Origin of the sequence: Streptomyces sp. SM1, from assembly GCF_002910825.1 — a bacterium.
GTDB lineage: Bacteria > Actinomycetota > Actinomycetes > Streptomycetales > Streptomycetaceae > Streptomyces > Streptomyces okerensis.
Map to the genome: position 1 here is coordinate 1 of NZ_NEUB01000701.1, position 21,206 is coordinate 21,206.

A 21,206-nucleotide genomic window follows, 5' to 3' on the forward strand; every position below is an offset into this window, starting at 1 on the left:
TCGGGCTGTGGACCGGTGACGGCGGCGAGGGCTCCAAGTACTGGCAGACCGTGCTCACCGAGATCAAGAATCGGGGCGTCCGTGACGTGCTGATGCTGGTCTGCGACGGCCTGTCCGCGCTGCCGGACGCGGTGAACACCGTCTGGCCGCAGACCGTGGTGCAGACCTGCGTGGTCCACCTGATCCGCAACAGCCTGCGCTATGCCTCGCGCCGCGACTGGGCCGACGTCGCCCGCGACCTCAAGCCCGTATACACCGCCGTCAACGAGGAAGCGGCCCGCACCCGGCTCACAGAGTTCGCCGAGAAGTGGGGCACGCGCTACCCCTCGATCCCGCAGTGCTGGGAACGGGCCTGGAGCGAGTTCGTGCCCTTCCCCGGCCTCCCGGACGCGATCCGCCAGGTCGTCTACACCACCAACGCGATCGAGTCGCTGAACGCCCGCTACCGGCGCGCGGCCCAGGCCTGCGGACACTTCCCCAACGAGACCGCCGCTCTCAAGCGCCTCTACCTCGCCACCCTCGCCCTGGACCCCACCGGCCGCGGCCGCCAGCGATGGAACAACCGCTGGAAGACCGCCCTCAACGAGTTCGACGTCCTCTTCGACGGCCGCCTTACGACCGGACGGGTGTAGTCCGATCAGCCCACCGAAGAACCTGTAGGCCAAACAGACGAACTACACCTGATTCCTGATAGACCCGCACGGCGAGTGCGGTCTTCCTGAGTCAAGGCCGCCAGGTCACCCGGTGTTCCGCCAGGTGGGACAACACCGCGTGGTTGGCTTCCCAGCCGTCCGGGAATTTGACCAGGGTTCCCAGCTGGACCGGTTCTGTGGACGGGTAGTCGTCCAGGAGGTCGGTTACTCCCTCGCGGCAGATGACGATGCAGGCGTGGCGGTGGCGGGAGGTCAGGACGCAGAGGCGGCCGGTTTCCAGGTGGAAGGCGGTGGCGTCGGGGCGGCCGGAGAGGGGGTGGAGGATGACGGTGACGTCGTACTCGCGGCCCTGGAGGCGGTTTGCCGTGTCGACCGTCACGTTCGGTACGCCGAGTTCCGCCAGTGCCGCGCGGATTGCCGCTGCCTGGTCGCGGTGGGCGGTGCCTACGGCGATGCGGTCCGCGGTGAGAGGGGTCGGGGTGGGGGAGCGTTCGGAGGTTGATGCTCCCTGGCGGTCCAGGAGGCGGCGGACGGTGAGGGCTACCGCCTGGACCGCTTCCGGGTCCGTGCGGGGGGTGTGGCGGGCCGGGAGTTGGAGGAGGCCCCAGCCGGACTGCGCTGCCTCGTCGATCACTTGGTCGGGGGGCGAGCCGTCCGACGGGACGCCGAAGGAGAGGGCGCGGTCGGTGTGCTGCGTGCCGCTGCGGAACGGGGTGTAGGGGTAGAAGGCGTCGGAGACCAGGGGGGCCGCGGACGCGGGGAGGCGCCAGGAGACCGGGAGGCGGTGTTGGGGGAGGGCCGGGTTGTGGGCCAGGAGGGTCGTGACGGCTGAGCCCGAGGGGTCGTAGGAGAGGCCCGCCCACTGTTCGGCGCCGACGATCGAGAAGGGGTCCAGCTGGCCCGGGTCGCCTACGAAGAGGGCTCGCTCGAAGAGGTTGGCCACGGCGAGGAGGGCGTCGGAGCGCATCTGGTAGGCCTCGTCCACGATCGCGTGCTGCCAGGGTTCTACGCCCTTGACGTGGGCCCACTTCGCCGCCGTGGAGATGACGACGGGGAGGCCGGTGAGGTCGGCGGCCTTTGAGGACTTGCGGACGTGGTCCAGGGCGTCGAGCGCCTTGTCGTACGGGTCGGTGTCGCTGCTGTGCAGGCGGCCCACCGGGAGGTCGGGGTTCTTCTCGGCGATGCGGAGGACCAGGTCGTCGACCTGGGCGTTCGTCTGGGCCACCACCATCAGCGGGCGGCCCGCCTCCGCCAGTTCCAGGGCCGCGCGTACGACCAGGGTGGACTTGCCGGCGCCGGGTGGGGAGTCGACGACCACACCGCGCGCGGTGCCGTGGAGCGTGTCGTGGAGGATCGCGTCCGTGGCGCGGGTGGCCGCGGAGCCGGGGTCGAACGCCGTTTCCTCGACGGGGGCGGTCACAGTACGTCCTCCTCGGTCACCGCGTCGGCGGGCTCCGGTACGGCTTCCTCACCGGGTGGGCCGCCGTGGGTCCACGGGGTTTCCTCCGGGTCGGGGAGTTTCGCTCCGCCGCGCGGTTCGTGTTCGAAGAGGGTGAAGCAGAGGCGGTCGCCCTTCTCCGGGACCGATCCCTCCTCCGGCTCCTTGCCCCGACCCATCTTGTCCAGGACGCGGAGGACCAGGAGACCGGGTTCGGGGCCGTCCTCGTAGCCGACGAACTCCGTGGTCTGCGGCTTGCCGTTCAGGGAGCGGTAGGCCTTCGCGCGCTCGCCGAGGTGGGGGGTGTCGTCCGTGCGGAGAGTGAGGAGGGGGCGGGGGCTCGGGCGTTTGGTCTCGGTGTAGGTCATCACCACGTCGACCACCTCGCCGGCGAAGGCCTCTCCGGACAGGCGTCGGGATGCCATCACCAGTGGGTCGTCCAATGCTTCCTGTGCTTCCAGGCGGGACTGTTCGCGCTCGCGTGTGGCCAGCTTGTTCGCGGCGGTCACCGCGTCGTCGCGGCGGGGCTGGGGTGGTTCGCCCGCGGTCACGCGGTCGCGGTGACCGGTGAAGGACCAGCGGTCGCGGGTCCAGCGTTCCTCGACCCGGGTGCCCTCCGGGAGCTGTCGGAGGAGGTCCAGGCCCTGCCACACCGCGTTCCAGGTGGGCAGGGTGCGGCTTTCCACCAGGGCGCGGATTTCTTGTTCGGCGGTGGTCAGGGCGGCCAGGCGGTCGTCTGCCTCGAGGCCGTCCTCCGCCGCCGCCAGCGCCGTACGGGCGCGGTCGTAGCGTTCGATCGCCGGGGCGAGGAGTCTGTTGTCGAAGGCCGGGTCGGTTGCCGGGCCCGCGGGTGGGCAGAGGAGTTGGCCGGACGCGTCCCGCGCCAGTTCGGCCCGCTGTGCGGCTTCCGCGCCGGAGCTGCCCCCGGGTGGGGCGATCCAGGCGAGCAGGGCGCCCAGGTGCTGGTCCTCCAGCGTGGACTGGCCGGTCGCCCAGTGCCGGCCCAGGACGTCCGTCATGGCGAGGAGGAGGGACGAGCCGGGGACGCGGGCGCGTTCGCCGAAGTGGGTCAGCCAGCGGCCGAGCAGGGGGACCCGGGGCGGCGCCGGGAACGGGGTCTCCGGGTCCTGCTCCGCCGTGCGCCGGAAGCGCATCGAGCGGCCGAGTAGGCGTACGAGATCGATGCCCGCCCGGCTCGGCACGATCAGCTGGGGTGCGTCCGCACACAGCTCGACCTCGACCTTGACGCGCTTGCCGGTCTCCGGGTCGGTCTCGGAGCGCTCGGCGGGCTCCACGATGTCCGCGAAGCCGTCGACGTACGGCAGGACCACGTCGGCCAGCTCGGCGAGGAACGCGAAGCGCAGGTCGCGGTCGCGGGGCTGGGGGACAGCGAGGAGGCGGGGTGCGTACCGGTCGGTGCCCACCAGTGCGCCCAGCGGGGCGCCCGCCTCGCCGGCGGTGGTGAGGGGGACGAACACCAGGGGGTGTTCCGCGAGGTGCCGGTGCCGGACGGTGGCGGTGGGCCGGGCGCGGCCGGTGCTGACGGCCTCGAGGCGGGCGAGGGTGGTGATCAGGGACAAGGGGCCACCTCCGGGCGGGCACCGCTCAGTGCTTCCGCGCGCAGGGCCGCCGCGCGCCGCAGTGCCGCCACCGCCGGGTCGTCGGGGTCGCCGGCCTCCCCGCGGGCCGCGGCCAGTACGTCCTCGACCGTCGTCAGACCGCCCAGCTCCGCCCGGATGGGGCGGCCGAGCGAGGTCACCGCGCCGTCCGCGCGGGAGCGGTCCCGGCAGTGGAAGGCCAGCTCGCACGCGGAGAGGCACTCCGGCGCGTAGGCCGCCGGGACCGTCTCCACCGCCTCGGTCAGCTGTTCGGCCGGCAGTTCCGGGGAGAAGCAGGTGCCCTCGGGGAGGGTGTCGGCGATCTCCTCGATGCGGGTGAGCCGGTCCAGCTGGCGGGCGGTCACCGCGCGCTGCTTGCGGACGTCCACGGCGGAGGCGGTGGGGAGGTTGGAGAAGTCCTTGGGGCAGACCAGCAGGATGCGGTGCCGGACACGCGGGGCGGGGTCCAGGCGCGCGGCGACCTGCTCCAGGGCCAGCACGTACACCGCCGACTGTCGGGCCGCCGCGCCGACCTTCGACGGGTCCGCGGCGCCGTCCAGCATCGGGAAGGACTTGATCTCCACGACCGTCCAGCTGCCGTCCGGGTGCACCACCACCGCGTCCGGCTCCAGGAACGCCGGGGAGCCCGCGACGTCGAGGGCGAGCATGGGGTGGTCGAGCAGCGTCCAGGTGCCGGGTGCCTCGGTCGCGGCCTCGCGCAGGGCCAGCTCGGTGCGGGCCGTGCGGCCCTGGGGGCCCTGTGCGGTCAGGTCGGGCACGCGCGCGTCGGTGGGAGGTTCGGCCGCGCGGTCGAGTTTCTCGTGGGCGAGGCGCAGCAGCTCCGTACCGCCGTCCGCCTTGACCTTCGCCTCGAACGCGTTGCCCCGGACGAACGCGAACTGGGACTGGCCGAAGACCGACGGGGAGCCCAGCGCGCTCGCCAGGGCCCCCTTGTCCACCCCGGCGCCGTCCAGGATCGCGCGCCGTCTGCAGCCCGGGTTGGCGGCGAGGGCGGCCAGGGCGCGTGCGTCCAGCGCCTTGGCCTGCACCTCCGGGCCGCGCAGCTCAGCGAGCCGGTGCCGGAGCGTCTTCGTCCGCGTCCGAGGGGGAGGCACCCGGTCCGGATTCTGCTCCGTACCGCGGTTCGGGGTGCCGCTGCCGTGGAATTCGCTCACCCGCGGAAGTCTGGCATCCGGCACTGACAATCGTGGAATGTGTGGCGGACGAGGCCACCGGGACGGTTGCGGCACGGGGCAGGTAGCGGGCCTTCGCGAGGTCGGCACAGCGCATCACGTGGGGGGCCAGCAGCAGGCCGGCGCCCATGACGGCGGCGCCCGCGGCCGCGTCGAGGAAGTAGTGGTTCGCGGTGCCCATCACGACGATCGTGGTGACCAGGGGGTAGACGACGGCGGCCGTCCTCGTCAGGCGGGTGCGGCCGTACTTCCAGAGGATCACACCGCACCACAGGGCCCAGCCGACGTGCAGGCTCGGCATCGCCGCGTACTGGTTGGTCATCCCGCCGAGTCCGCGCGGGGCGCTCGCCTCGCCGCCCCACCAGCCGTACGAGCTGTAGTGGGCCATCGTGTCGACGAAGCCGTGGCTCGCGTCGAGCAGCCGGGGCGGGCAGGTGGGGAGCAGGGTGAAGCCGATCAGGCCGATGAACGTGGACGTCATCAGCCAGGTGCGGGCCGCCCGGTAGCGCACCGCGTGGGAGCGGAACAGCCAGACGAGTACGGCCGGGGTGACCAGGTAGTGCAGCGACGCATACCAGAAGTCGGCGGGTATGCCTATCCACGGCTCCCGGGTGAACAGACGGTTCAGCGGGCTCTCGGCGTTGAGGAACAGCGCCTTCTCGATGCGCAGGATCCCCAGGCCGTGGTCCACGGCGTCGGAGACATCACCTCGTACGACCAGCCGTCCCGCCGAGTAGCAGGCGTACACGAGGACCAGGAGCGGCAGCTCCGTCCACCAGCGCAGCCGGGTCGCCGGGACCGCCTCGGTGCCCGGTGTCTCGGTGTGCGGCATCCGATCGCTCCCCCTTCGTCTCCGTACGCCGCTCGTTCGGCGGCCCGTCACTCTACGGTGTCCTGCGCGTCCCCCGTGAGACGCCCTCGGCCCTCATAGACGCGGAGATCTCCTGCCGGGTTGCGCCTGACCAGGGTGCGCGATGATGGAACGGATCCGCTTGCGAATTATGTGAATGTCAGGAAGGTCTCCCCATGGCACCGCGCATCCTGCTGGCCCGGCACGGACAGACGCAGTGGTCGCTGTCCGGCAAGCACACCGGCAGGACCGACGTACCACTCCTGGAGGAGGGGCGGCGGGGGGCCAAGCTGCTGGGGGAGCGGCTGCACCGGGCGCCGTTCGACGGGCTGGCGGGGGTCGAGGTGCGGACCAGTCCGCTGGTGCGGGCGCGGGAGACGTGTGAGCTCGCCGGGTTCGGGGAGCGGGCGGTGGCGTGGGACGTGCTCATGGAGTGGGACTACGGGGCGTACGAGGGGATGACGCCGGAGGAGATACGGGCGGGGCGGCCGGGGTGGCTGATCTGGCGGGACGGGGTGCCGGAGGGGGAGAGCCTGGCGGAGGTCACCGCGCGGGCGGACGAGGTGGTGGGGTGGGCGCGGTCGGCCGACCGGGATGTTCTGGTCTTCGCCCACGGGCACATTCTGCGGTCGATCGGGGCGCGGTGGTTGGGGCTGCCGCTGGATTTCGCGGCGCGGGTGCGGCTGAATCCGACGTCGTTGTCGGTGCTGGGGTGGGCTTATGGGGAGCCGGCGATCGAGTCGTGGAACGAGCAGGGGCACCTGGGTTCCTGATCGGGTGCCCTTGCGCTGCGCTCGGCGTTGTCGCTGGGCGGGGGGTGTCGCGCAGCCCGGCGCTTGCGGGGTGCCGCCGCGCCCACCCGTGCCGCTCTGGGGCATGACTGCCCGCGGTTGCGGGGTGCCGCCGTGCCCACCCGTGCCGCCGTGGGGGTACCCCCGCTGGGGGAGGCACGACTGCCCGCAGTGGGGCGGGGAGGTGTGCAGGGGGTCGCGGTGGCGTGGGGGTCAGACCGCTCGGGGTAGGGAGGCGTGGCGGTCGAGGAAGGTGGAGACGGCTGAGGCCCGGCGGTGGGGGAGGAGGACCCGGGAAGTGCCGGCCAGCATCGTGCGGACGCGGGAGGACTGGACCTCGGCGAGGAGGTCCAGGGCCCGCATTCCCGCCGCCGCCGCCTCGTCCGGGCGGCCGCCCCGGGCCAGATCGTCCGCGAGTTCCGCCGTGTACAGCGCGATGTTGCGGGTGAAGTGGGGGTCCTGGAGTTCCGCCGCGCGGCGTGCGTGCCGTGCCGCCCGGGGCCAGTCGCCCAGGGTCGACCAGCACTGCGCCTCCAGGCCCTCCAGCTCCGCCTCGCCGTAGAAGCTCATCCACTCGGGATCCGCTTCCGAAGGCCCGCGCCCGAAGTAGGCCCCCGCGCGGACCAGCGCCTGCTCGCACCCCGTGCGGTCGGCGAGGCCCGCCCAGCCGCCCGCCTCGCGCAGGGCGAGGAGCGACATCAGCCGGGGCGAGCCGAGCGAGTGCGCCACGCGTTGTGCCGCCTGTGCCGCCCGTACCGCCTCCCGGGGCCGGCCGGCGTCCCGCGCGAGGAACGCCGTGTTGCAGAAGGCGTGCGCCTCGAGGCCCGGATCACCGGTCACCCGCGCGGTCGCCAGCGCCTCCGCGTAGTGCGAGCGGGCGTCGTCGAAACGGCCCGAGTCGTGCGCCAGCCAGCCCACCGAGATGGCCAGCTCACCGGCGCCGGAGTAGAGCCGGTCCGCCGTCCGCTGCCGGGTCACCCCGGCGTCCAGCAGCGCGTACGCGGCGCGTAACGGGGCCGCCGCGCGGCGGTAGAGACCGTCCGCGCCGTGCCGGTCGTCCAGCAGCCGGATCCGGCGGACGGCCTCCTCCAGGGCGCCCGCGTCGCTCGCCCCCGCGCGGCGCACGGCGCGCTGCGCCGCCGAGGCGTCGGAGGCGAACCCGTAAGGGTTCAGCGAGGCGGCGGCCATCGTGGCGCCCCCGCTGGTCATGAATGCGCGACGCAGCACGTCGCTCTCCTCGTGGTCGTGCGGGTCGTACGTGTCGTACCGGTTCTGCGTCTCATACGGCTCGTACGCCCCGCTGTTCTCACCCGTGGCGTCCGCCGGTCTTTCGGTACGGGCCGCCGGGACGTCCCCGGCGGTCCGGGTCCGGCGTCCGCGGACCGACGAGCGGGGCGCGAAGCCCAGGTCGGTCAGCGTGCGGCCGGGGAACATGTGCAGGAACACCCGTTCATAGGCGTAGTTGGGACAGCGGATCTCGCCCGCCTCCACCCTGTGCACGTACCGCGCGTCACAGCTGACCCGCTCGTCGATCTCGCGGGCGGCCCGCCGTACCGCCGCGGCGAACTCGGCCGGCGAGCGCGCTCCGCGCAGTTGCCGGAAGACGAGGTTCGGCCGCGGGGGCCGGTCGGGCGTGGACGAGGGCACCGTTGACGACGCCATGGCCGGGTCCTCTCTGCGAACCGTCGAACCATGCCGGAAACGGGCGAGCTGTCCGTGTGCCACCCTGTTTCCGGCGGGCTTGAACGTACCTGCTGTGACGGAGTCACCACGCGGAGTTTGGCTACAAAACGGATATGTCCTCCACGATCTGCCATGAACTGCCATCCTTTGCGGCGCACTTTCGCCGTAGCCGTTGACGGACCGGCTCGTTGGACTCTGTGGACCGGGAGCCCGCCCGACTCCCGACCCGCTCGTCCAAACAGGGATCGTGTCTGTGGTGGAGGCCGGGATGATGATGACCAGTCGGAGTGATGATCCGTTAGATCCGCCGCGTACTGACTGTGACGTGGTCACGGTGCCGGCCCGGCAGGGCCTGGAGGCGGTCGACATCCTGCGGCGCGGAGCGGTCGAGGCGGTGGGCCCGGTGCTGCACGACGACGGCGGCGCCACCCTCGGCTTCCTCGTGCCGCCGGGTACGGCCGCCGCCTGGGACGTGCCGGGCAGCACCTGTACGGAGACCGACGGCCGCGGACTGCTGCTGAACCCCGAGCCGCAGCCGCCGGTGGAGGGTTCCGACTGGCTGCTGCCGCCCGGCGAGGCGGATCTGGCGACGGATCCCGCCGTGCTGCGCCAGGCGCTGGGCGAGGCGCAGCGCATGATCGAGGCGGCCGACGGCTGCTCGTGAGCCCCGCGCGGGCTCCGGACGACGCCGCGGTCCCGTCCCGGGACGACCCGCGCGTGGGTCCCGGGTGAAGCCGCCGAACTGGCCGGGTGACCCATGCGGGTCTCGGGTGGAGCCGGGCGGTCCGGGGTGGTCCATGTGGGTTCCGGAGGGTGCCGAACTGGCCGGGTGACCCATGCGGGTCTCGGGTGGAGCCGGGCGGTCCGGGGTGGTCCATGTGGGTTCCGGAGGGTGCCGAACTGGCCGGGTGACCCATGCGGGTCTCGGGTGGAGCCGGGCGGTCCGGGGTGGTCCATGTGGGTTCCGGAGGGTGCCGAACCGGCCGGGCGATCCACGCGGGTCTCGGACGAAACCGCGTCGGCCTGGTGGCGTCCTCGGATTCCGGATGAACCCTTGTCGCCCTGGGTGGCTCACGCGGGCCCGGACGAGGCCGCGGGCCGGGACATCGCCGCACCGCACGGACACCGCAGCGCGGTTCGCGTCGGTCGTGGCCGGCGAGGGCCCCTTCCGCGTCGCACGGGCGGGCGCGCGGCCCGGCTGCCGGCACCTGGGACAATGGCCTGATGGGCAGGGCGAGGAGCGGTGGGCGCGGACAGGGCGGCGGCGGTGCGGAGACCGTCACCGAGGACGTCGACGGCGGGCTCGCCCAGCTGATCCCCGACCGGGACCGGCCCCGGGCCTGGACCCTGCTGATCGACGGGGCCCCGCAGTCGCACGTCGACCTGGACGATCCCGCGTACCTCTCCTTCGAGTACCAGCGCCGGTTCGGCCATGTCGTCGACCTCGTCGTCCCGCCCGGCAAGCCGTTGCAGGTTGTGCACCTCGGCGGCGGCGCCTTCACCCTCGCCCGGTACGTCGCGGCCACCCGCCCCCGTTCCACCCAGCAGGTCGTCGAGCGTGACGCCGCGCTGGTGCGACTGGTGCGGCGGGAGCTGCCATTGGATGCCAGGGCCCGGATCAGGGTGCGTTCGGCGGACGCCCGCGACGGGCTGGCCAAGGTGCCGGACGGCTGGGCCGCACTCGTCGTCGCCGATGTCTTCGGCGGGGCCCGCACCCCGGCCCATCTGACCTCCACCGAGTTCCTCGACGACGTCCGCAGAGCCCTGGCCCCCGGCGGCGTCTACGCCGCCAACCTCGCCGACGGGCCGCCGCTCGCGTACCTGCGCGGCCAGATCGCCACCGCAGCCGCCCGGTTCGCCGAACTCGCGCTGATCGCCGACCCCGCGGTCCTGCGCGGCAAGCGCTTCGGCAACGCCGTCCTGGTCGCCTCCGACGCGCCCCTGCCGGTCGCCGAACTGACCCGCCGGGCCGCCACCGACCCGCACCCGGGCCGGGTCCTGCACGGCCGCGAACTCCTCGACTTCACCGGCGGGGCGATCCCGGTGACGGATGTCGCGGCCGTCGCGTCACCGTCGCCGCCCGCGTCCGTCTTCCGCTGACTCGGCCCCGGAGCAGACGCAGCCCCGGACACAGCCGCATCCCGGACACAGCCGCAACCCGGACACAGTTGCAGGCACGGCCACCGACAGGCTCAGTACGTTCCGATCTCCACCCGCGGCGGGCCGTCGTGCCAGGTGCAGAACACCGACACCCGGTCCGCGCCCGAGGAGAACTCCACCCGGATCCACGACTCCGTCTTCCACACCTGCATCGACCAGCCGGGTCCCGGAGTCGCCGACACCAGCGACGCGGACGTCTCGCCGAGGTCGAAGACCGCCCGGCCGCCCTTGGTGTCATAGCCCTTGACCTCACCGGAGGCCGCCGGAGGGGGCGGGGCGGGGGTCTTCGCGGGTGTGGTGGTCCGGGAGGGTTCCGGTTCCGGCTTCCGGGACGGGGCGTCGGCCCCGGCCGACGGCTCGCGCGACGTCTCCGCGTCCTTCGACGGCTGCGAGGACGGCCGCCGCGTCGACGACGACAGCGCCTGCGACGTGTCGTCGTCCGAGCCGCCCGAACCGTCCGAGCCGCCCGAACCGGCCGCCGCGATGGGCAGAGCGCGGGGCGGGTCGTAGGCGGTGCCCTCCATCACGGTGCTGACACCCCACCACGACAGCGTGACCGCCGCGCCCGTGGCGAGCAGCCAGGCCAGTACATGTACGAGTCCTCTGCGCATCGTCGGCCCATACTGCCCCACGAGCCCCACAGGTGTCGTGCTCGCGGAGGTATCCGGAGTTGTCCACAGGCCCCGGCGGACCTCGCCCGGCATGGCGTACGGTGCCGCCCATGGCAAGTGTTCTCGTGGTCGAGGACGACCCGTTCGTACGCTCGGCGCTGATCCGGCAGCTGACCGACGCCTCACACACCGTGCGCAGCGTGGGCACGGCGCTGGAGGCGCTGCGCGAGGTCGCCCATATCCGCTTCGACGTGGTCGTACTGGACCTCGGACTGCCCGATCTCGACGGCTCCGAGGCGCTGAAGATGCTGCGCGGCATCACCGACGTCCCCGTCATCGTCGCCACCGCCCGGGACGACGAGACGGAGGTCGTACGGCTGTTGAACGCCGGCGCGGACGACTACCTGACCAAGCCCTTCTCGGTGGAACACCTGTCGGCCCGGATGGCGGCCGTCCTGCGCCGCGCCCGCTCCGGCGGCGGGGAGAGCGCGCCCTCGCCGGTGATCCGGGTCGGCGGCCTGACCGTCGACCCGCTGCGCCGCCAGGCCGAACTGGACGGCGCCCGGCTCGACCTGACCCGCCGGGAGTTCGACCTGCTCGCCTTCCTCGCCGGACGGCCCGGTGTGGTGGTCGCCCGCAAGGAACTGCTCGCCGAGGTGTGGCAGCAGTCCTACGGCGACGACCAGACCATCGACGTCCATCTGTCCTGGCTGCGCCGGAAGCTGGGCGAGACCGCCGCCCGGCCCCGCTATCTGCACACCCTGCGCGGTGTCGGCGTGAAGCTGGAACCGCCCGCCGGCCAGGCCCCGCAGACGCCGCGGATGCCCGGAGCGGAGCCGCCGCGATGAGGTGGGCCCTGGTCAAGGTGTCGCTGGCGGTGACCGCGATGGTCGTGGTGTCCTTCGCCGTACCGCTCGGACTGGTCATCCGGGAGATGGCCCGCGACCGCGCGTTCGCGGGCGCCGAGCGGGAGGCGGCGGCCGTCGCCCCCGCGCTGTCCATCACCACCGACCGCGACCAGCTCGAACGCGTCGTGGCGTCCACCGGGTCCGACACCGACATGGCCGTGCACATCCCGGCCGGTGACGGCAGCGAGGCCATGGAGATGGGGCAGCGGCGGGCCGCCCCCGAGGACATCGCGGCGGTGCGGGACCTGGGCCGCGCCTCCACCTCCACCGTGTCCGGCGGTTCGGCGCTGCTCCAGCCGGTCGCGCTCAGCAGCGGCGAGATCGCGGTGGTCGAGGTGTTCGTCCCCGAGTCCGAGGTCACCAACGGTGTCGGCACGGCGTGGGCGGTGCTCGCCGGGGTCGGGGTCGCGCTGATCCTCGGCTCGGTCGCGGTCGCCGACCGGCTGGGCGTGCGGATGGTGCGGCCCGCGCAGCGGCTGGTCGAGGGGGCGCACGAACTGGGGGAGGGGAAGCTGGGCGCCCGGGTCCGGGAGACGGGACCGACCGAACTGCGGCTGGCGGCGGTCGCGTTCAACTCCATGGCCGACCAGGTCGTCCAACTCCTCGCCAACGAGCGGGAACTGGCCGCCGACCTGTCCCACCGGCTGCGTACGCCGCTGACCGTGCTGCGGCTCAACGCCGCCTCCCTCGGCGAGGGCCCGGCCGCCGAGCAGACCCGGGCGGCGGTGGAGCAGCTGGAGCGCGAGGTGGACACCATCATCCGCACCGCCCGCGACGCCAAGCCGCAGACGGCCGCCGCGGGACCCGGCGCCGGGTGCGACGCGGCCGAAGTGATCCGCGAGCGGATGGAGTTCTGGTCGGCGCTCGCCGAGGACGAGGGCCGTAAATGGCGGATGGCCGGGGCCGACCGGCCGGTGCGCATCCCCGTGGCCCGCTCCGACCTTGCCGCCGCCCTCGACGCGCTGCTCGGCAACGTCTTCCGGCACACGGCCGAGGGCACCGCGTTCGCGGTCGACGTGCACAACGGCGAGGACGCGGTGATCGTGCTCGTCTCCGACGCGGGCCCCGGCATACCCGACCCCGACGCGGCGATGGCCCGCGGCCGGGGCTCCGGCAGCGACGGCTCGACCGGGCTCGGCCTGGACATCGTGCGCCGGCTCGCCGAGGACACCGGTGGCGACGTACGGATCGGCTCGTCGGTGCTCGGCGGGACCGAGGTACGCATCTGGATCCAGCTCGACGGACGCGAGCGGGCGCCCCGGCGGCGCGGGCACCGGGGCACCATGCGCCGGCGCAGACCGGGCCGGCCGGCCGTTTCCTTTAACCGGTCCCGATCCCTTCCTTAAGCGCATCCTAAGGTCACCGACCGCCTCCCGGAACAGGAACTTTGTCCGATTCCGGATCGCTAGCGTGCTGCCACATCCCCACGAACGGCAACGAAGGCAGGCACGCGATGAGCACGCACCGGCGCAGGGTCAGCGGCAGGAACAAGGCGATCGGCGCGGTGGTCGCCACGGCCGTGGCCGGCGGCGGAGCGTTCCTGTTCACCAGCACCGCCCAGGCGGCCGGTGTCGGCGCGGCCTACACGAAGACGAGCGAGTGGTCGACCGGTTACACCGCCCGGTACGTGGTGACCAACAACAGCGGTGAGCGGAACCAGGACTGGACGCTGGAGTTCGACCTGCCCGCCGGCACCGAACTCGGCTCGCTGTGGAACGCCGAGTCCACGGTGGACGGCCGGCACGTCACCGTACGGTCCGCCAAGTGGGACACCGACGGTCTGGCCGCCGGCGAGTCCGTCACCGTCGGCTTCGTCGCCAAGGGCGCCGGCGACCCGACCGGCTGCCTGGTCGACGGCGCCACGTGCGGCACGGACACCGCCCCCGTGCCCGAGCCGAGCGGCCGCCCCACCGACGCCCCCACCCCCACCCGGCAGCCCACCCCCACCGGGGAACCGACGCCGACCGAGGAGCCGACCGCCGGGCCCACCGAGAGCACGGGCACGGGCAACGGCACCGACGCGGGATTCGCGCCGTACGTCGACACCTCCCTCTTCCCCGCGTTCGACCTGCTCGCGAGCGCCGAGGCGACCGGCGTGAAGAACTACAACCTCGCCTTCATCACGGACGGCGGCGGCTGCACCCCCAAGTGGGGCGGTGTCAGCGGCCTCGGCGACAACGTGGTCGCCGGACAGATCGGCGCGCTGCGCGCCAAGGGCGGTGACGTCCGCGTCTCCTTCGGCGGCGCGGCCGGCTCCGAACTGGGCACCACCTGCGGCTCGGTGGACGCGCTCACCGCCGCCTACACCAAGGTCGTCGACACCTACGAGCTCACCAAGGTCGACTTCGACGTCGAGGGCGGAGCGCTGCCCAACGCGGCGGCCAACACCCGCCGCGCGGAGGCCATTGCCAGGCTGCAGCAGGCCCACCCGGACCTGGACGTCTCCTTCACCCTCCCGGTCATGCCGGAAGGCCTCACCCAGGACGGCGTCAGCCTGCTCGCGGACGCCAGGAAGAACGGCGTACGGATCGACGCCGTCAACATCATGGCGATGGACTACGGGCCGGCGTACAGCGACGACATGGGCACCTACGCCGAGCAGGCCGCCACCGCCACCCAGGCCCAGATCAAGGGCGTCCTCGGGCTGAGCGACAGCGAGGCCTGGAAGACGGTCGCCGTCACCCCCATGATCGGCGTCAACGACGTCGTCACCGAGATCTTCAAGGTCGAGGACGCCACCCAGCTGGTGAAGTTCGCCGAGTCCAAGGGGATCGGCTGGCTGTCCATGTGGTCCGGCACCCGTGACCAGCAGTGCCCCGGCGGCACCAAGCCGTCCGCCGACGCCACCTGCAGTTCGATCCTGCAGGGCAAGTTCGACTTCTCGAAGGCGTTCGCGGCCTACAACTGAGCGCCTACAACTGAGCGCCTGCAACTGAGCGCCTGCAACTGAGCGCCTGCAACTGAGCGCCGGGAACGAGCACGGCGACGAGCACGGCGACGAGCACGGCGACGACGAGCCCTCACGAGGAACGGGGAAACGAGTGCCCCGGCCGGTCCACCCCCCACCCGGCCGGGGCACCCGCGCGTCCGGTGGCAGCCGGACGCGCGGACGGGGCGCGGCGCGGTACTCCCCCGGGCGGGCCCGGACACACGTACGGGGCGCGGTACTCCCCTAGGACACCGCGCCCCGCCCCCCGTACCCGCGTCCCCCATCCCCGTCCCCCGGACCCGGAGCAGGTCGGGTACTCCGGATCCGAAGCAGGTCAGGTGCTCCGGACCCGGAGCGGCTCAGACGCCCTCGGGCTCCGGGAGCTCTCCCGACTTGGCCGCACGCGCGTACCACAGGGCGCTGGACTTCGGCGTCCGCTGCTGGGTCACGTAGTCGACGTACACCGCGCCGAAGCGCTTGTCGTAGCCGTACGCCCACTCGAAGTTGTCCAGCAGGGACCACAGGTAGTAGCCCCGCACGTCGGCGCCGTCGGCGATGGCCCGGCGTACCGCCGACAGGTGGCCGTGCAGGTACGCGACGCGCTCGGGGTCGTGCACCGTGCCGTCGGCGTCCGGCTTGTCGTCGTAGGCCGCGCCGTTCTCGGTGATGTACAGGGGCAGTCCGGGTGCCTCACGCTGGTAGCGCATGATCAGCTCGTGCAGGCCGGTCGGGTCGACCGACCAGCCCATCTCGGTCTGGTCGCCCGGCGACTGGTGGAAGGCGACGTCGTCCGCGGCGGGCCACGGCGAGTGCTCGCTCGCCCCGTGCCCGTCGGCCCGGGGGCCCTTGGCGTCCGGGTCCGCCGCCGAGACCAGGGTGGGCGTGTAGTAGTTGAGGCCGAGGGCGTCCAGCGGCTGGTGGATCAGGTCCAGGTCGCCGTCCTCGATGCAGGACCAGTCGGTGAGCGACGAGGTCGCCTCCAGCAGGGTCTCCGGGTAGGCGCCGTGCAGGATCGGGCCGTGGAAGATGCCGCCGGACAGGTCGTCGATCTTGCGCGCCGCCGCCCGGTCGGCCGGGTCGCCCGGCGAGAGCGGCCGTACCACCGAGGTGTTGAGGCTGAGGGAGATCTGGTTGCGGGCGGGCATCACCGAGCGCAGCGCCTTGGTGCCCAGGCCGTGCGCCAGGTTCAGGTGGTGGGCGGCCTTCAGCGCGGCCGCCGGGTCGGTGCGGCCGGGCGCGTGGACCCCGGAGGCGTAGCCCAGGAAGGCGCTGCACCACGGCTCGTTGAGCGTGATCCAGTTCTCCACGCGGTCGCCGAGCGCCTCGCCCATGATCTGCGCGTACTCCGCGAAGCGGTACGCGGTGTCGCGCTCGGGCCAGCCGCCCGTGTCCTCCAGCTCCTGCGGCAGGTCCCAGTGGTAGAGGGTGACGGCCGGCTTGATGTCCTTCGCCAGCAGCTCGTCGACCAGTTTGCGGTAGAAGTCCAGGCCGCGCTGGACGGCCGGGCCGCGGCCGGTCGGCTGCACCCGTGACCACGAGACGGAGAAGCGGTAGGCGCCCAGGTTGAGGTCCGCCATCAGGGCCACGTCGTCGCGGTAGCGGTGGTAGTGGTCGACAGCGATGTCACCCGTGTCGCCGCCGATGGTCTTGCCCGGTGTGTGACTGAAGGTGTCCCAGATGGAAGGCGTGCGCCCGTCCTCCCGCACCGCTCCCTCGATCTGGTACGCGGAGGTCGCGGCGCCCCAGAGGAAGGCGGGAGGAAAGGTCACCGGGGTCGCCGGCGTTGCGGAGTCAGACATGGAAGCGCTCCCATAGATGGTCGTGGAAGACCGACGAGTACGAAAGGACGGACCACTGCGGAAAGACAGGGGGAGGTGAGGAGGGGCCGAGGCGGCGGTGACCCGGCCCCCGGGACACGTACGGGGACGAGCGGGCGTCAGCCCTTGACGGCGCCCTGCATGATGCCGCCCACGATCTGCTTGCCGAAGATCGCGAAGACCAGCAGCAGGGGCAGCGTGCCCAGCAGCGCACCCGCCATGATCAGGGACTGGTCCGGGGTGAAACCGCGGCCCAGGCCCGCGACCGCGACCTGCACGGTCGGGTTACCGGTCTGGGTGAGCACCAGGAACGGCCACAGGAAGTCGTTCCAGGCCTGCACGAACATCAGCATGCCGAGCACGGCCATCGCCGGCCGCGCGGCCGGGAACACCACGTGCCAGATCACGCGCCAGCTGCCCGCGCCGTCCACCCGGGCGGCCTCGATCACCTCGTCCGGCAGCGCCTGGAGCAGGTACTGCCGCATGAAGAACACGCCGAAGGCGCTCACCAGCGACGGGAAGATGACCGCCTGGAGCTGGTCGGTCCAGTCGAGCTTGGCGACCATCATGTACAGCGGGATGATGCTGAGCTGCGGCGGGATCATCATGGTGCCGATGACGATCAGCATCAGCATGTTGCGGCCCTTGAAACGCAGCTTGGCGAAGGCGAACCCGGCGATCGTCGACAGCACGACGATGGTCACCGCCGAGACGCCCGCCACGATCGTGGTGTTGAGGAACGCCTCTCCGAGGTTGGCCTCGGTCCAGGCGACCTCCAGGTTCTTGAACAGGTTGGAGCCGAACCAGAACGGTGGCGGGGTCTCCGCCAGGCGCTGGTTGTCCCGGGACGCGGCGACCGCGGTCCAGAACAGCGGGAACAGCGACACGAGCGTGAAGACGATCAGAATCGCGTACGCGATCGGACCGCCGTGCAGCGTGCCGCCCGCCCGCGCGGACTTGGGCAGACGCGAGCGCTTCGGCTTCTTGGCGGGGGTGGTCTCGGGGGGCGTCACAGTCGTCGTCACGGCCACAACTCCTTAACTGCTGGCGCGCAGCCGGCGCGAGATGACGTGGTTGATGATGCCGATGACGATCAGGATCGCGAACATCGTCCAGGCGATCGCCGAGGCGCGGCCCAGGTGCTGGTTCACCCAGCCCTGCTCGTACAGGTACAGGCCGAGCGTCTGGAACTGGTGCTCGGCGCCGCCGGACGCGCCCTTGTTGGGGTCGAACAGCAGCGGCTCGCCGAAGAGCTGGCTGGCGCCGATCGTCGAGACGACCACGGTGAACAGGATCGTCGGGCGCAGCGAGGGCAGCGTCACGTGGAGGAACTGCTTCCAGCGGCTGGCGCCGTCCAGCGCCGCCGACTCGTACAGGTCCTGCGGGATCGCCTGCATCGCGGCCAGGTAGATGAGCGCGTTGTAGCCGGTCCAGCGCCAGATGACGATGCTGGAGACGGCGAACTGGCCGGGCCACTTGTCGTCCTGCCAGCCGATCGGGTCGATCCCGGCGAAGTCCAGCGCCCAGTTGATCATGCCGTAGTCGCGCCCGTAGAGCAGCACGAACACCAGGGTGGCGGCGGCGATCGAGGTGGCGTACGGGGCGAGCATCGCGACCCGGTAGAAGGTCGAGGCGCGCAGCTTGTAGTTGAGGATGTGGGCGATGCCCATGGCCATCATCAGCTGCGGGACCGTCGAGATGAGGCCGATGGTCAGGGTGTTCTGCGCCGCGTTCCAGAAGAAGTCGTCGTCGAAGATCCGGGTGTAGTTCTTCAGCCCGACCCAGTTCATGTCGGTCGGGGCGGTCAGCTCCACCTGGTGCAGCGAGGCCCAGCCGGTGTAGATCAGCGGGAACAGGCCGAAGGCCGCGAACAGCAGGAAGAACGGCGCGACGAACGTGTACGGGCTCCAGCGCGCGTCGCGCTGCCAGCGGCGGGAGAGCTTGGCCCGGCGCTTCTCTTCCTTGCTGAGCGGGGAGCCGTCGGGCCGACGGCCCGGGGCCGCGCCCCCCTTGACGGGGGACGCGGCGGTGTCGGAGCGGGTGGCCATTCGGGTCACTTGTCCAGGTTGTTGTCGATGGTCTTGGTGGCCGTCTCCCATGCCTCCTTGGCGGACTTGCCCTTCGTCACCAGGATGACGCCGTTGTCCGTCAGGCCCTGCTGGATGATCTGGTCCTTCGCACCGATGACCTGGACCGGGATCTGCTTGGCGGCCTCGGAGAAGATCGTGCCGATCGGCGCGTCACCGGTCATGTCGTTCTTCGCACCGGTCACCTCGGCGCTGGTGTACGAGGCCGGGGCGCTCGGGAAGCTGCCCTGCACCTCGAACAGCTTCGCCTGCTGCTCGGGCGCGGTCAGCCAGGCCACCAGCTTCTGCGCCTCCTCGACGTTCTTGCCGTTCTTCGGCACGCCGAGGAAGGAGCCGCCCCAGTTGCCGGACTTGGGAGCCACGGCCACGTCCCACTTGCCCGCGGCGTCCTCCTTCGACTTGCCCTTGATGTAGCCGAGCATCCACGGCGGGCAGGCGACGGTGGCGAACTTGCTGTTGGCGATGGTCGTGTCCCAGGCCGGCTGGAACTGCGTCTGCGACTGGACCAGGCCCTTCTCGGCGGCCTCGGCGGTCAGGTCGAAGGCGGCCTTGACGGCGGGGTTGGTCTTGTAGATGACCTCGCCGGAGGCGTCGTAGAACTTCTCCTCCTCGCTGGCGAGGACGGCGTTGATCAGACCGCCGGGGGAGTCCATGAAGAAGGTGTCCTTGCCGGCCTTCTTCTTGTACTTCTCACCGGTCGCGATGAACTTGTTCCAGTCGCCGGCCCACAGCTTGCCGACCTCCTCGCGGTCGGTCGGCAGACCGGCCTTCTCGAAGAGGTCCTTGCGGTAGCAGATGGCCATCGGGCCGATGTCGGTGCCGAGCGCGATGGTCTCGCCGCCCTTGGCGGTGGCCTGCTCCCACTTCCAGTCGAGCCAGTTCTCCTTCTTCACACCCTCGGCCTTGGACATGTCCGCGAACTTGTCCGCCTGGGTGGCGACGACCTCGGCGATGTTGCCGACCTCGACCGCCTGGACGTCCATCAGACCGCTGTTCGTGGTCAGGTGGTTGAGCAGAGCGGGGTAGTAGTTCTCGTTCCGCTCGACGACGTTCTCTTCGATGTTGATGTCGGGGTTGAGCTTCTCGTACTCGTCGTAGAGTCCGGCTTCCTTGAAGCCCATGGTGCCGAAGAGACCCAGGGTGATCGTGGTCTTGCCCTCGCCGCCGCCCGACGAGGACTCGGAGTCGTCTCCGCCGTCGTCGGCACAGCCGGCCAGCAGCCCGGTGCCCAGCGACACCACGGCCGCGATGGCCAGTGCCTTGCGGGCGATGGGCTTCCCCCCGCCCGACCGCTGACGGGAGAAGGGGAGGGTACGTGCTCGCATTGCGTCCTCCTGTTGCCCTGACGTGCCGACCCCCCGGCCAACGGCGTTGTTGGACCGTATTCTGCGCGTTGCGGCTCGGGCGGGGAACGTGCGGGTTGTGTATGTGTCAGGTACCGTGGGAGCGCTCCCACAAGTGATGTGTTGAAGAGTCGCGGGTCCGGGCGGGGGTGTCAAGGGAACAGACGAGGCAAAGTGCGTTCAGTTATCTGCCTGTTAACTTGACGCCGCGGTCCCGTCGTTCGGAACCCCGCGGTCCGCACGCCGGCCTTCCGGCGGTGGTCACCGCCTCCACCGGGGCTGTTACATTCCAGGCCGGCGTGACATACGAAGGAAGGCGGAGCCGATGGCAAGCCACGGAGCGCGGGGCCGAAGCGGCGGCCGGCCCACCCTTGAAGAGGTGGCCGCGCGCGCCGGGGTGGGCCGGGGCACGGTTTCCCGGGTGATCAACGGCTCGCCCCGGGTGAGCGACGCCACGCGCGCCCTCGTGGAGGCGGCGGTCGCCGAGCTCGGCTACGTCCCGAACACGGCCGCCCGCGCGCTGGCCGCCAACCGTACGGACGCCATCGCCCTCGTCGTGCCCGAGCCGGAGACCCGGTTCTTCGCCGAGCCGTACTTCTCCGACATGCTCCGGGGTGTCGGCGCGGCGCTCTCCGACACCGAGATGCAGCTGCTGCTGATCTTCGCCGGCAGTGACCGGGAGCGGCAGCGGCTCGCCGACTACCTGGCCGCCCACCGGGTGGACGGTGTGCTGCTGGTCTCGGTGCACGCCGACGACCCGCTGCCCGACATGCTGTCCCAGCTGGAGATCCCCGCGGTGATCAGCGGCCCCCGCTCGGCCGCCGAGACCCTCGCCTCGGTGGACTCCGACAACTACGGCGGTGCCCGTCAGGCGGTCGAACATCTCATCGGCCGCGGCCGGCGCACCATAGCCCACATCACCGGCCGCCTGGACGTGTACGGAGCCCAGCGGCGTATCGACGGCTACCGCGAGGCCCTGAGCGACGCGGGTCACGAGGCGGACGAGCTGCTGATCGAGCCGGGCGACTTCTCGGAGGACGGCGGCCGGCGCGCGATGGCGGCGCTGCTGGAGCGACGGCCCGACCTGGACGCCGTCTTCGCCGCCTCGGACGTCACCGCGGCCGGCGCGCGGCAGGCCCTGCGCG

At 72.0% G+C, this 21,206-nt stretch carries 18 protein-coding genes; 8 read left to right on the forward strand and 10 right to left on the reverse strand.

The annotated features are described in order from the left end of the window. Nucleotides 1-632 (forward strand): IS256 family transposase (locus B9S61_RS19650; protein WP_107499712.1); only part of this gene is annotated, 632 nt, incomplete at its 5' end. Nucleotides 633-723: 91 nt separating this feature from the next. Here B9S61_RS19650 and B9S61_RS19655 read toward each other — a convergent pair. From B9S61_RS19655 to B9S61_RS19670, 4 genes are read right to left on the reverse strand one after another with little or no spacing between them, the layout of a single operon-like run. Next, complete coding sequence (locus tag B9S61_RS19655; protein WP_103543431.1) at nt 724-2,073, reverse strand: AAA domain-containing protein; 1,350 nt, start codon at nt 2,071-2,073, stop codon at nt 724-726. Continuing rightward, on the reverse strand, nt 2,070-3,671 hold the full coding sequence (locus B9S61_RS19660; RefSeq protein ID WP_103543432.1) for a hypothetical protein: 1,602 nt from the start codon (nt 3,669-3,671) through the stop codon (nt 2,070-2,072). Before B9S61_RS19660 ends, B9S61_RS19655 begins: the two co-directional genes overlap by 4 nt. After that, nucleotides 3,662-4,804: a hypothetical protein gene (locus tag B9S61_RS19665; protein WP_103543433.1), complete on the reverse strand. Its 1,143-nt coding sequence runs from the start codon at nt 4,802-4,804 to the stop codon at nt 3,662-3,664. Before B9S61_RS19665 ends, B9S61_RS19660 begins: the two co-directional genes overlap by 10 nt. After that, a complete protein-coding gene (locus B9S61_RS19670) occupies nt 4,755-5,714 on the reverse strand; it encodes a phosphatase PAP2 family protein (protein ID WP_103543434.1) in 960 nt (319 codons plus the stop codon). Before B9S61_RS19670 ends, B9S61_RS19665 begins: the two co-directional genes overlap by 50 nt. Nucleotides 5,715-5,908: 194 nt before the next feature. Here B9S61_RS19670 and B9S61_RS19675 point away from each other — a divergent pair, with 194 nt between their 5' ends. Next, a complete protein-coding gene (locus tag B9S61_RS19675) occupies nt 5,909-6,505 on the forward strand; it encodes a histidine phosphatase family protein (RefSeq protein WP_103543435.1) in 597 nt (198 codons plus the stop codon). Nucleotides 6,506-6,736: 231 nt separating this feature from the next. On the opposite strand, the gene B9S61_RS19680 is transcribed toward B9S61_RS19675, so the two are convergent. Continuing rightward, the gene (locus tag B9S61_RS19680) at nt 6,737-8,185 is read right to left on the reverse strand and encodes a hypothetical protein (protein WP_103543436.1); all 1,449 of its coding nucleotides are present in this window, start codon (nt 8,183-8,185) and stop codon (nt 6,737-6,739) included. A 292-nt stretch (nt 8,186-8,477) separates the two neighbouring features. Between B9S61_RS19680 and B9S61_RS19685 the strand changes: the two genes are divergently transcribed. Both B9S61_RS19685 and B9S61_RS19690 read left to right on the forward strand, forming a co-directional pair. Next, entirely contained in the window at nt 8,478-8,870 is a 393-nt protein-coding gene (locus tag B9S61_RS19685) for a hypothetical protein (RefSeq protein ID WP_103543447.1), read from the forward strand. 560 nt (nt 8,871-9,430) lie between these two features. Continuing rightward, entirely contained in the window at nt 9,431-10,306 is an 876-nt protein-coding gene (locus tag B9S61_RS19690; RefSeq protein WP_103543437.1) for a spermidine synthase, read from the forward strand. A 92-nt stretch (nt 10,307-10,398) separates the two neighbouring features. On the opposite strand, the gene B9S61_RS19695 is transcribed toward B9S61_RS19690, so the two are convergent. Then, complete coding sequence (locus B9S61_RS19695; RefSeq protein WP_103543438.1) at nt 10,399-10,977, reverse strand: hypothetical protein; 579 nt, start codon at nt 10,975-10,977, stop codon at nt 10,399-10,401. A gap of 110 nt (nt 10,978-11,087) precedes the next feature. Here B9S61_RS19695 and B9S61_RS19700 point away from each other — a divergent pair, with 110 nt between their 5' ends. The 3 genes from B9S61_RS19700 (at nt 11,088) to B9S61_RS19710 (ending at nt 14,793) form a co-directional block, all read left to right on the forward strand. Then, on the forward strand, nt 11,088-11,825 hold the full coding sequence (locus tag B9S61_RS19700) for a response regulator transcription factor (RefSeq protein WP_181007443.1): 738 nt from the start codon (nt 11,088-11,090) through the stop codon (nt 11,823-11,825). Then, nucleotides 11,822-13,231, forward strand: a complete 1,410-nt coding sequence (locus B9S61_RS19705) for a HAMP domain-containing sensor histidine kinase (RefSeq protein ID WP_103543440.1) — start codon at nt 11,822-11,824, stop codon at nt 13,229-13,231. The genes B9S61_RS19700 and B9S61_RS19705 overlap by 4 nt, the downstream gene beginning before the upstream one ends. 107 nt (nt 13,232-13,338) lie before the next feature. Continuing rightward, nucleotides 13,339-14,793, forward strand: coding sequence for a cellulose binding domain-containing protein (locus tag B9S61_RS19710; protein ID WP_103543441.1), 1,455 nt, complete (start codon nt 13,339-13,341; stop codon nt 14,791-14,793). A 380-nt stretch (nt 14,794-15,173) separates the two neighbouring features. Here the strand turns inward: B9S61_RS19710 and B9S61_RS19715 are convergent, their stop codons facing one another. The 4 genes from B9S61_RS19715 to B9S61_RS19730 all read right to left on the reverse strand — a co-directional run bounded on the left by B9S61_RS19715 (nt 15,174) and on the right by B9S61_RS19730 (nt 20,043). Further along, complete coding sequence (locus B9S61_RS19715; protein ID WP_103543442.1) at nt 15,174-16,613, reverse strand: GH1 family beta-glucosidase; 1,440 nt, start codon at nt 16,611-16,613, stop codon at nt 15,174-15,176. Between the two features lie 137 nt (nt 16,614-16,750). Further along, the gene (locus B9S61_RS19720) at nt 16,751-17,656 is read right to left on the reverse strand and encodes a carbohydrate ABC transporter permease (protein ID WP_103543448.1); all 906 of its coding nucleotides are present in this window, start codon (nt 17,654-17,656) and stop codon (nt 16,751-16,753) included. 12 nt (nt 17,657-17,668) lie between these two features. Then, nucleotides 17,669-18,679: a carbohydrate ABC transporter permease gene (locus B9S61_RS19725; protein ID WP_103543443.1), complete on the reverse strand. Its 1,011-nt coding sequence runs from the start codon at nt 18,677-18,679 to the stop codon at nt 17,669-17,671. 5 nt (nt 18,680-18,684) lie between these two features. Beyond that, a complete protein-coding gene (locus B9S61_RS19730; RefSeq protein WP_103543444.1) occupies nt 18,685-20,043 on the reverse strand; it encodes an ABC transporter substrate-binding protein in 1,359 nt (452 codons plus the stop codon). A gap of 343 nt (nt 20,044-20,386) precedes the next feature. Between B9S61_RS19730 and B9S61_RS19735 the strand changes: the two genes are divergently transcribed. Beyond that, nucleotides 20,387-21,206 (forward strand): LacI family DNA-binding transcriptional regulator (locus B9S61_RS19735; RefSeq protein WP_103543445.1); only part of this gene is annotated, 820 nt, incomplete at its 3' end.

Excerpts from the sequence above, each read along its gene's own strand:
- B9S61_RS19675 (WP_103543435.1), top strand. The coding sequence starts at position 5,909 with ATGGCACCGCGCATCCTGCTGGCCCGGCACGGACAGACGCAGTGGTCG.
- B9S61_RS19725 (WP_103543443.1), bottom strand. The coding sequence starts at position 18,679 with ATGGCCACCCGCTCCGACACCGCCGCGTCCCCCGTCAAGGGGGGCGCG.
- B9S61_RS19730 (WP_103543444.1), bottom strand. The coding sequence starts at position 20,043 with ATGCGAGCACGTACCCTCCCCTTCTCCCGTCAGCGGTCGGGCGGGGGG.
- B9S61_RS19685 (WP_103543447.1), top strand. The coding sequence starts at position 8,478 with ATGATGACCAGTCGGAGTGATGATCCGTTAGATCCGCCGCGTACTGAC.
- B9S61_RS19670 (WP_103543434.1), bottom strand. The coding sequence starts at position 5,714 with ATGCCGCACACCGAGACACCGGGCACCGAGGCGGTCCCGGCGACCCGG.
- B9S61_RS19695 (WP_103543438.1), bottom strand. The coding sequence starts at position 10,977 with ATGCGCAGAGGACTCGTACATGTACTGGCCTGGCTGCTCGCCACGGGC.
- B9S61_RS19690 (WP_103543437.1), top strand. The coding sequence starts at position 9,431 with ATGGGCAGGGCGAGGAGCGGTGGGCGCGGACAGGGCGGCGGCGGTGCG.
- B9S61_RS19705 (WP_103543440.1), top strand. The coding sequence starts at position 11,822 with ATGAGGTGGGCCCTGGTCAAGGTGTCGCTGGCGGTGACCGCGATGGTC.
- B9S61_RS19700 (WP_181007443.1), top strand. The coding sequence starts at position 11,088 with ATGGCAAGTGTTCTCGTGGTCGAGGACGACCCGTTCGTACGCTCGGCG.
- B9S61_RS19715 (WP_103543442.1), bottom strand. The coding sequence starts at position 16,613 with ATGTCTGACTCCGCAACGCCGGCGACCCCGGTGACCTTTCCTCCCGCC.
- B9S61_RS19710 (WP_103543441.1), top strand. The coding sequence starts at position 13,339 with ATGAGCACGCACCGGCGCAGGGTCAGCGGCAGGAACAAGGCGATCGGC.
- B9S61_RS19680 (WP_103543436.1), bottom strand. The coding sequence starts at position 8,185 with ATGGCGTCGTCAACGGTGCCCTCGTCCACGCCCGACCGGCCCCCGCGG.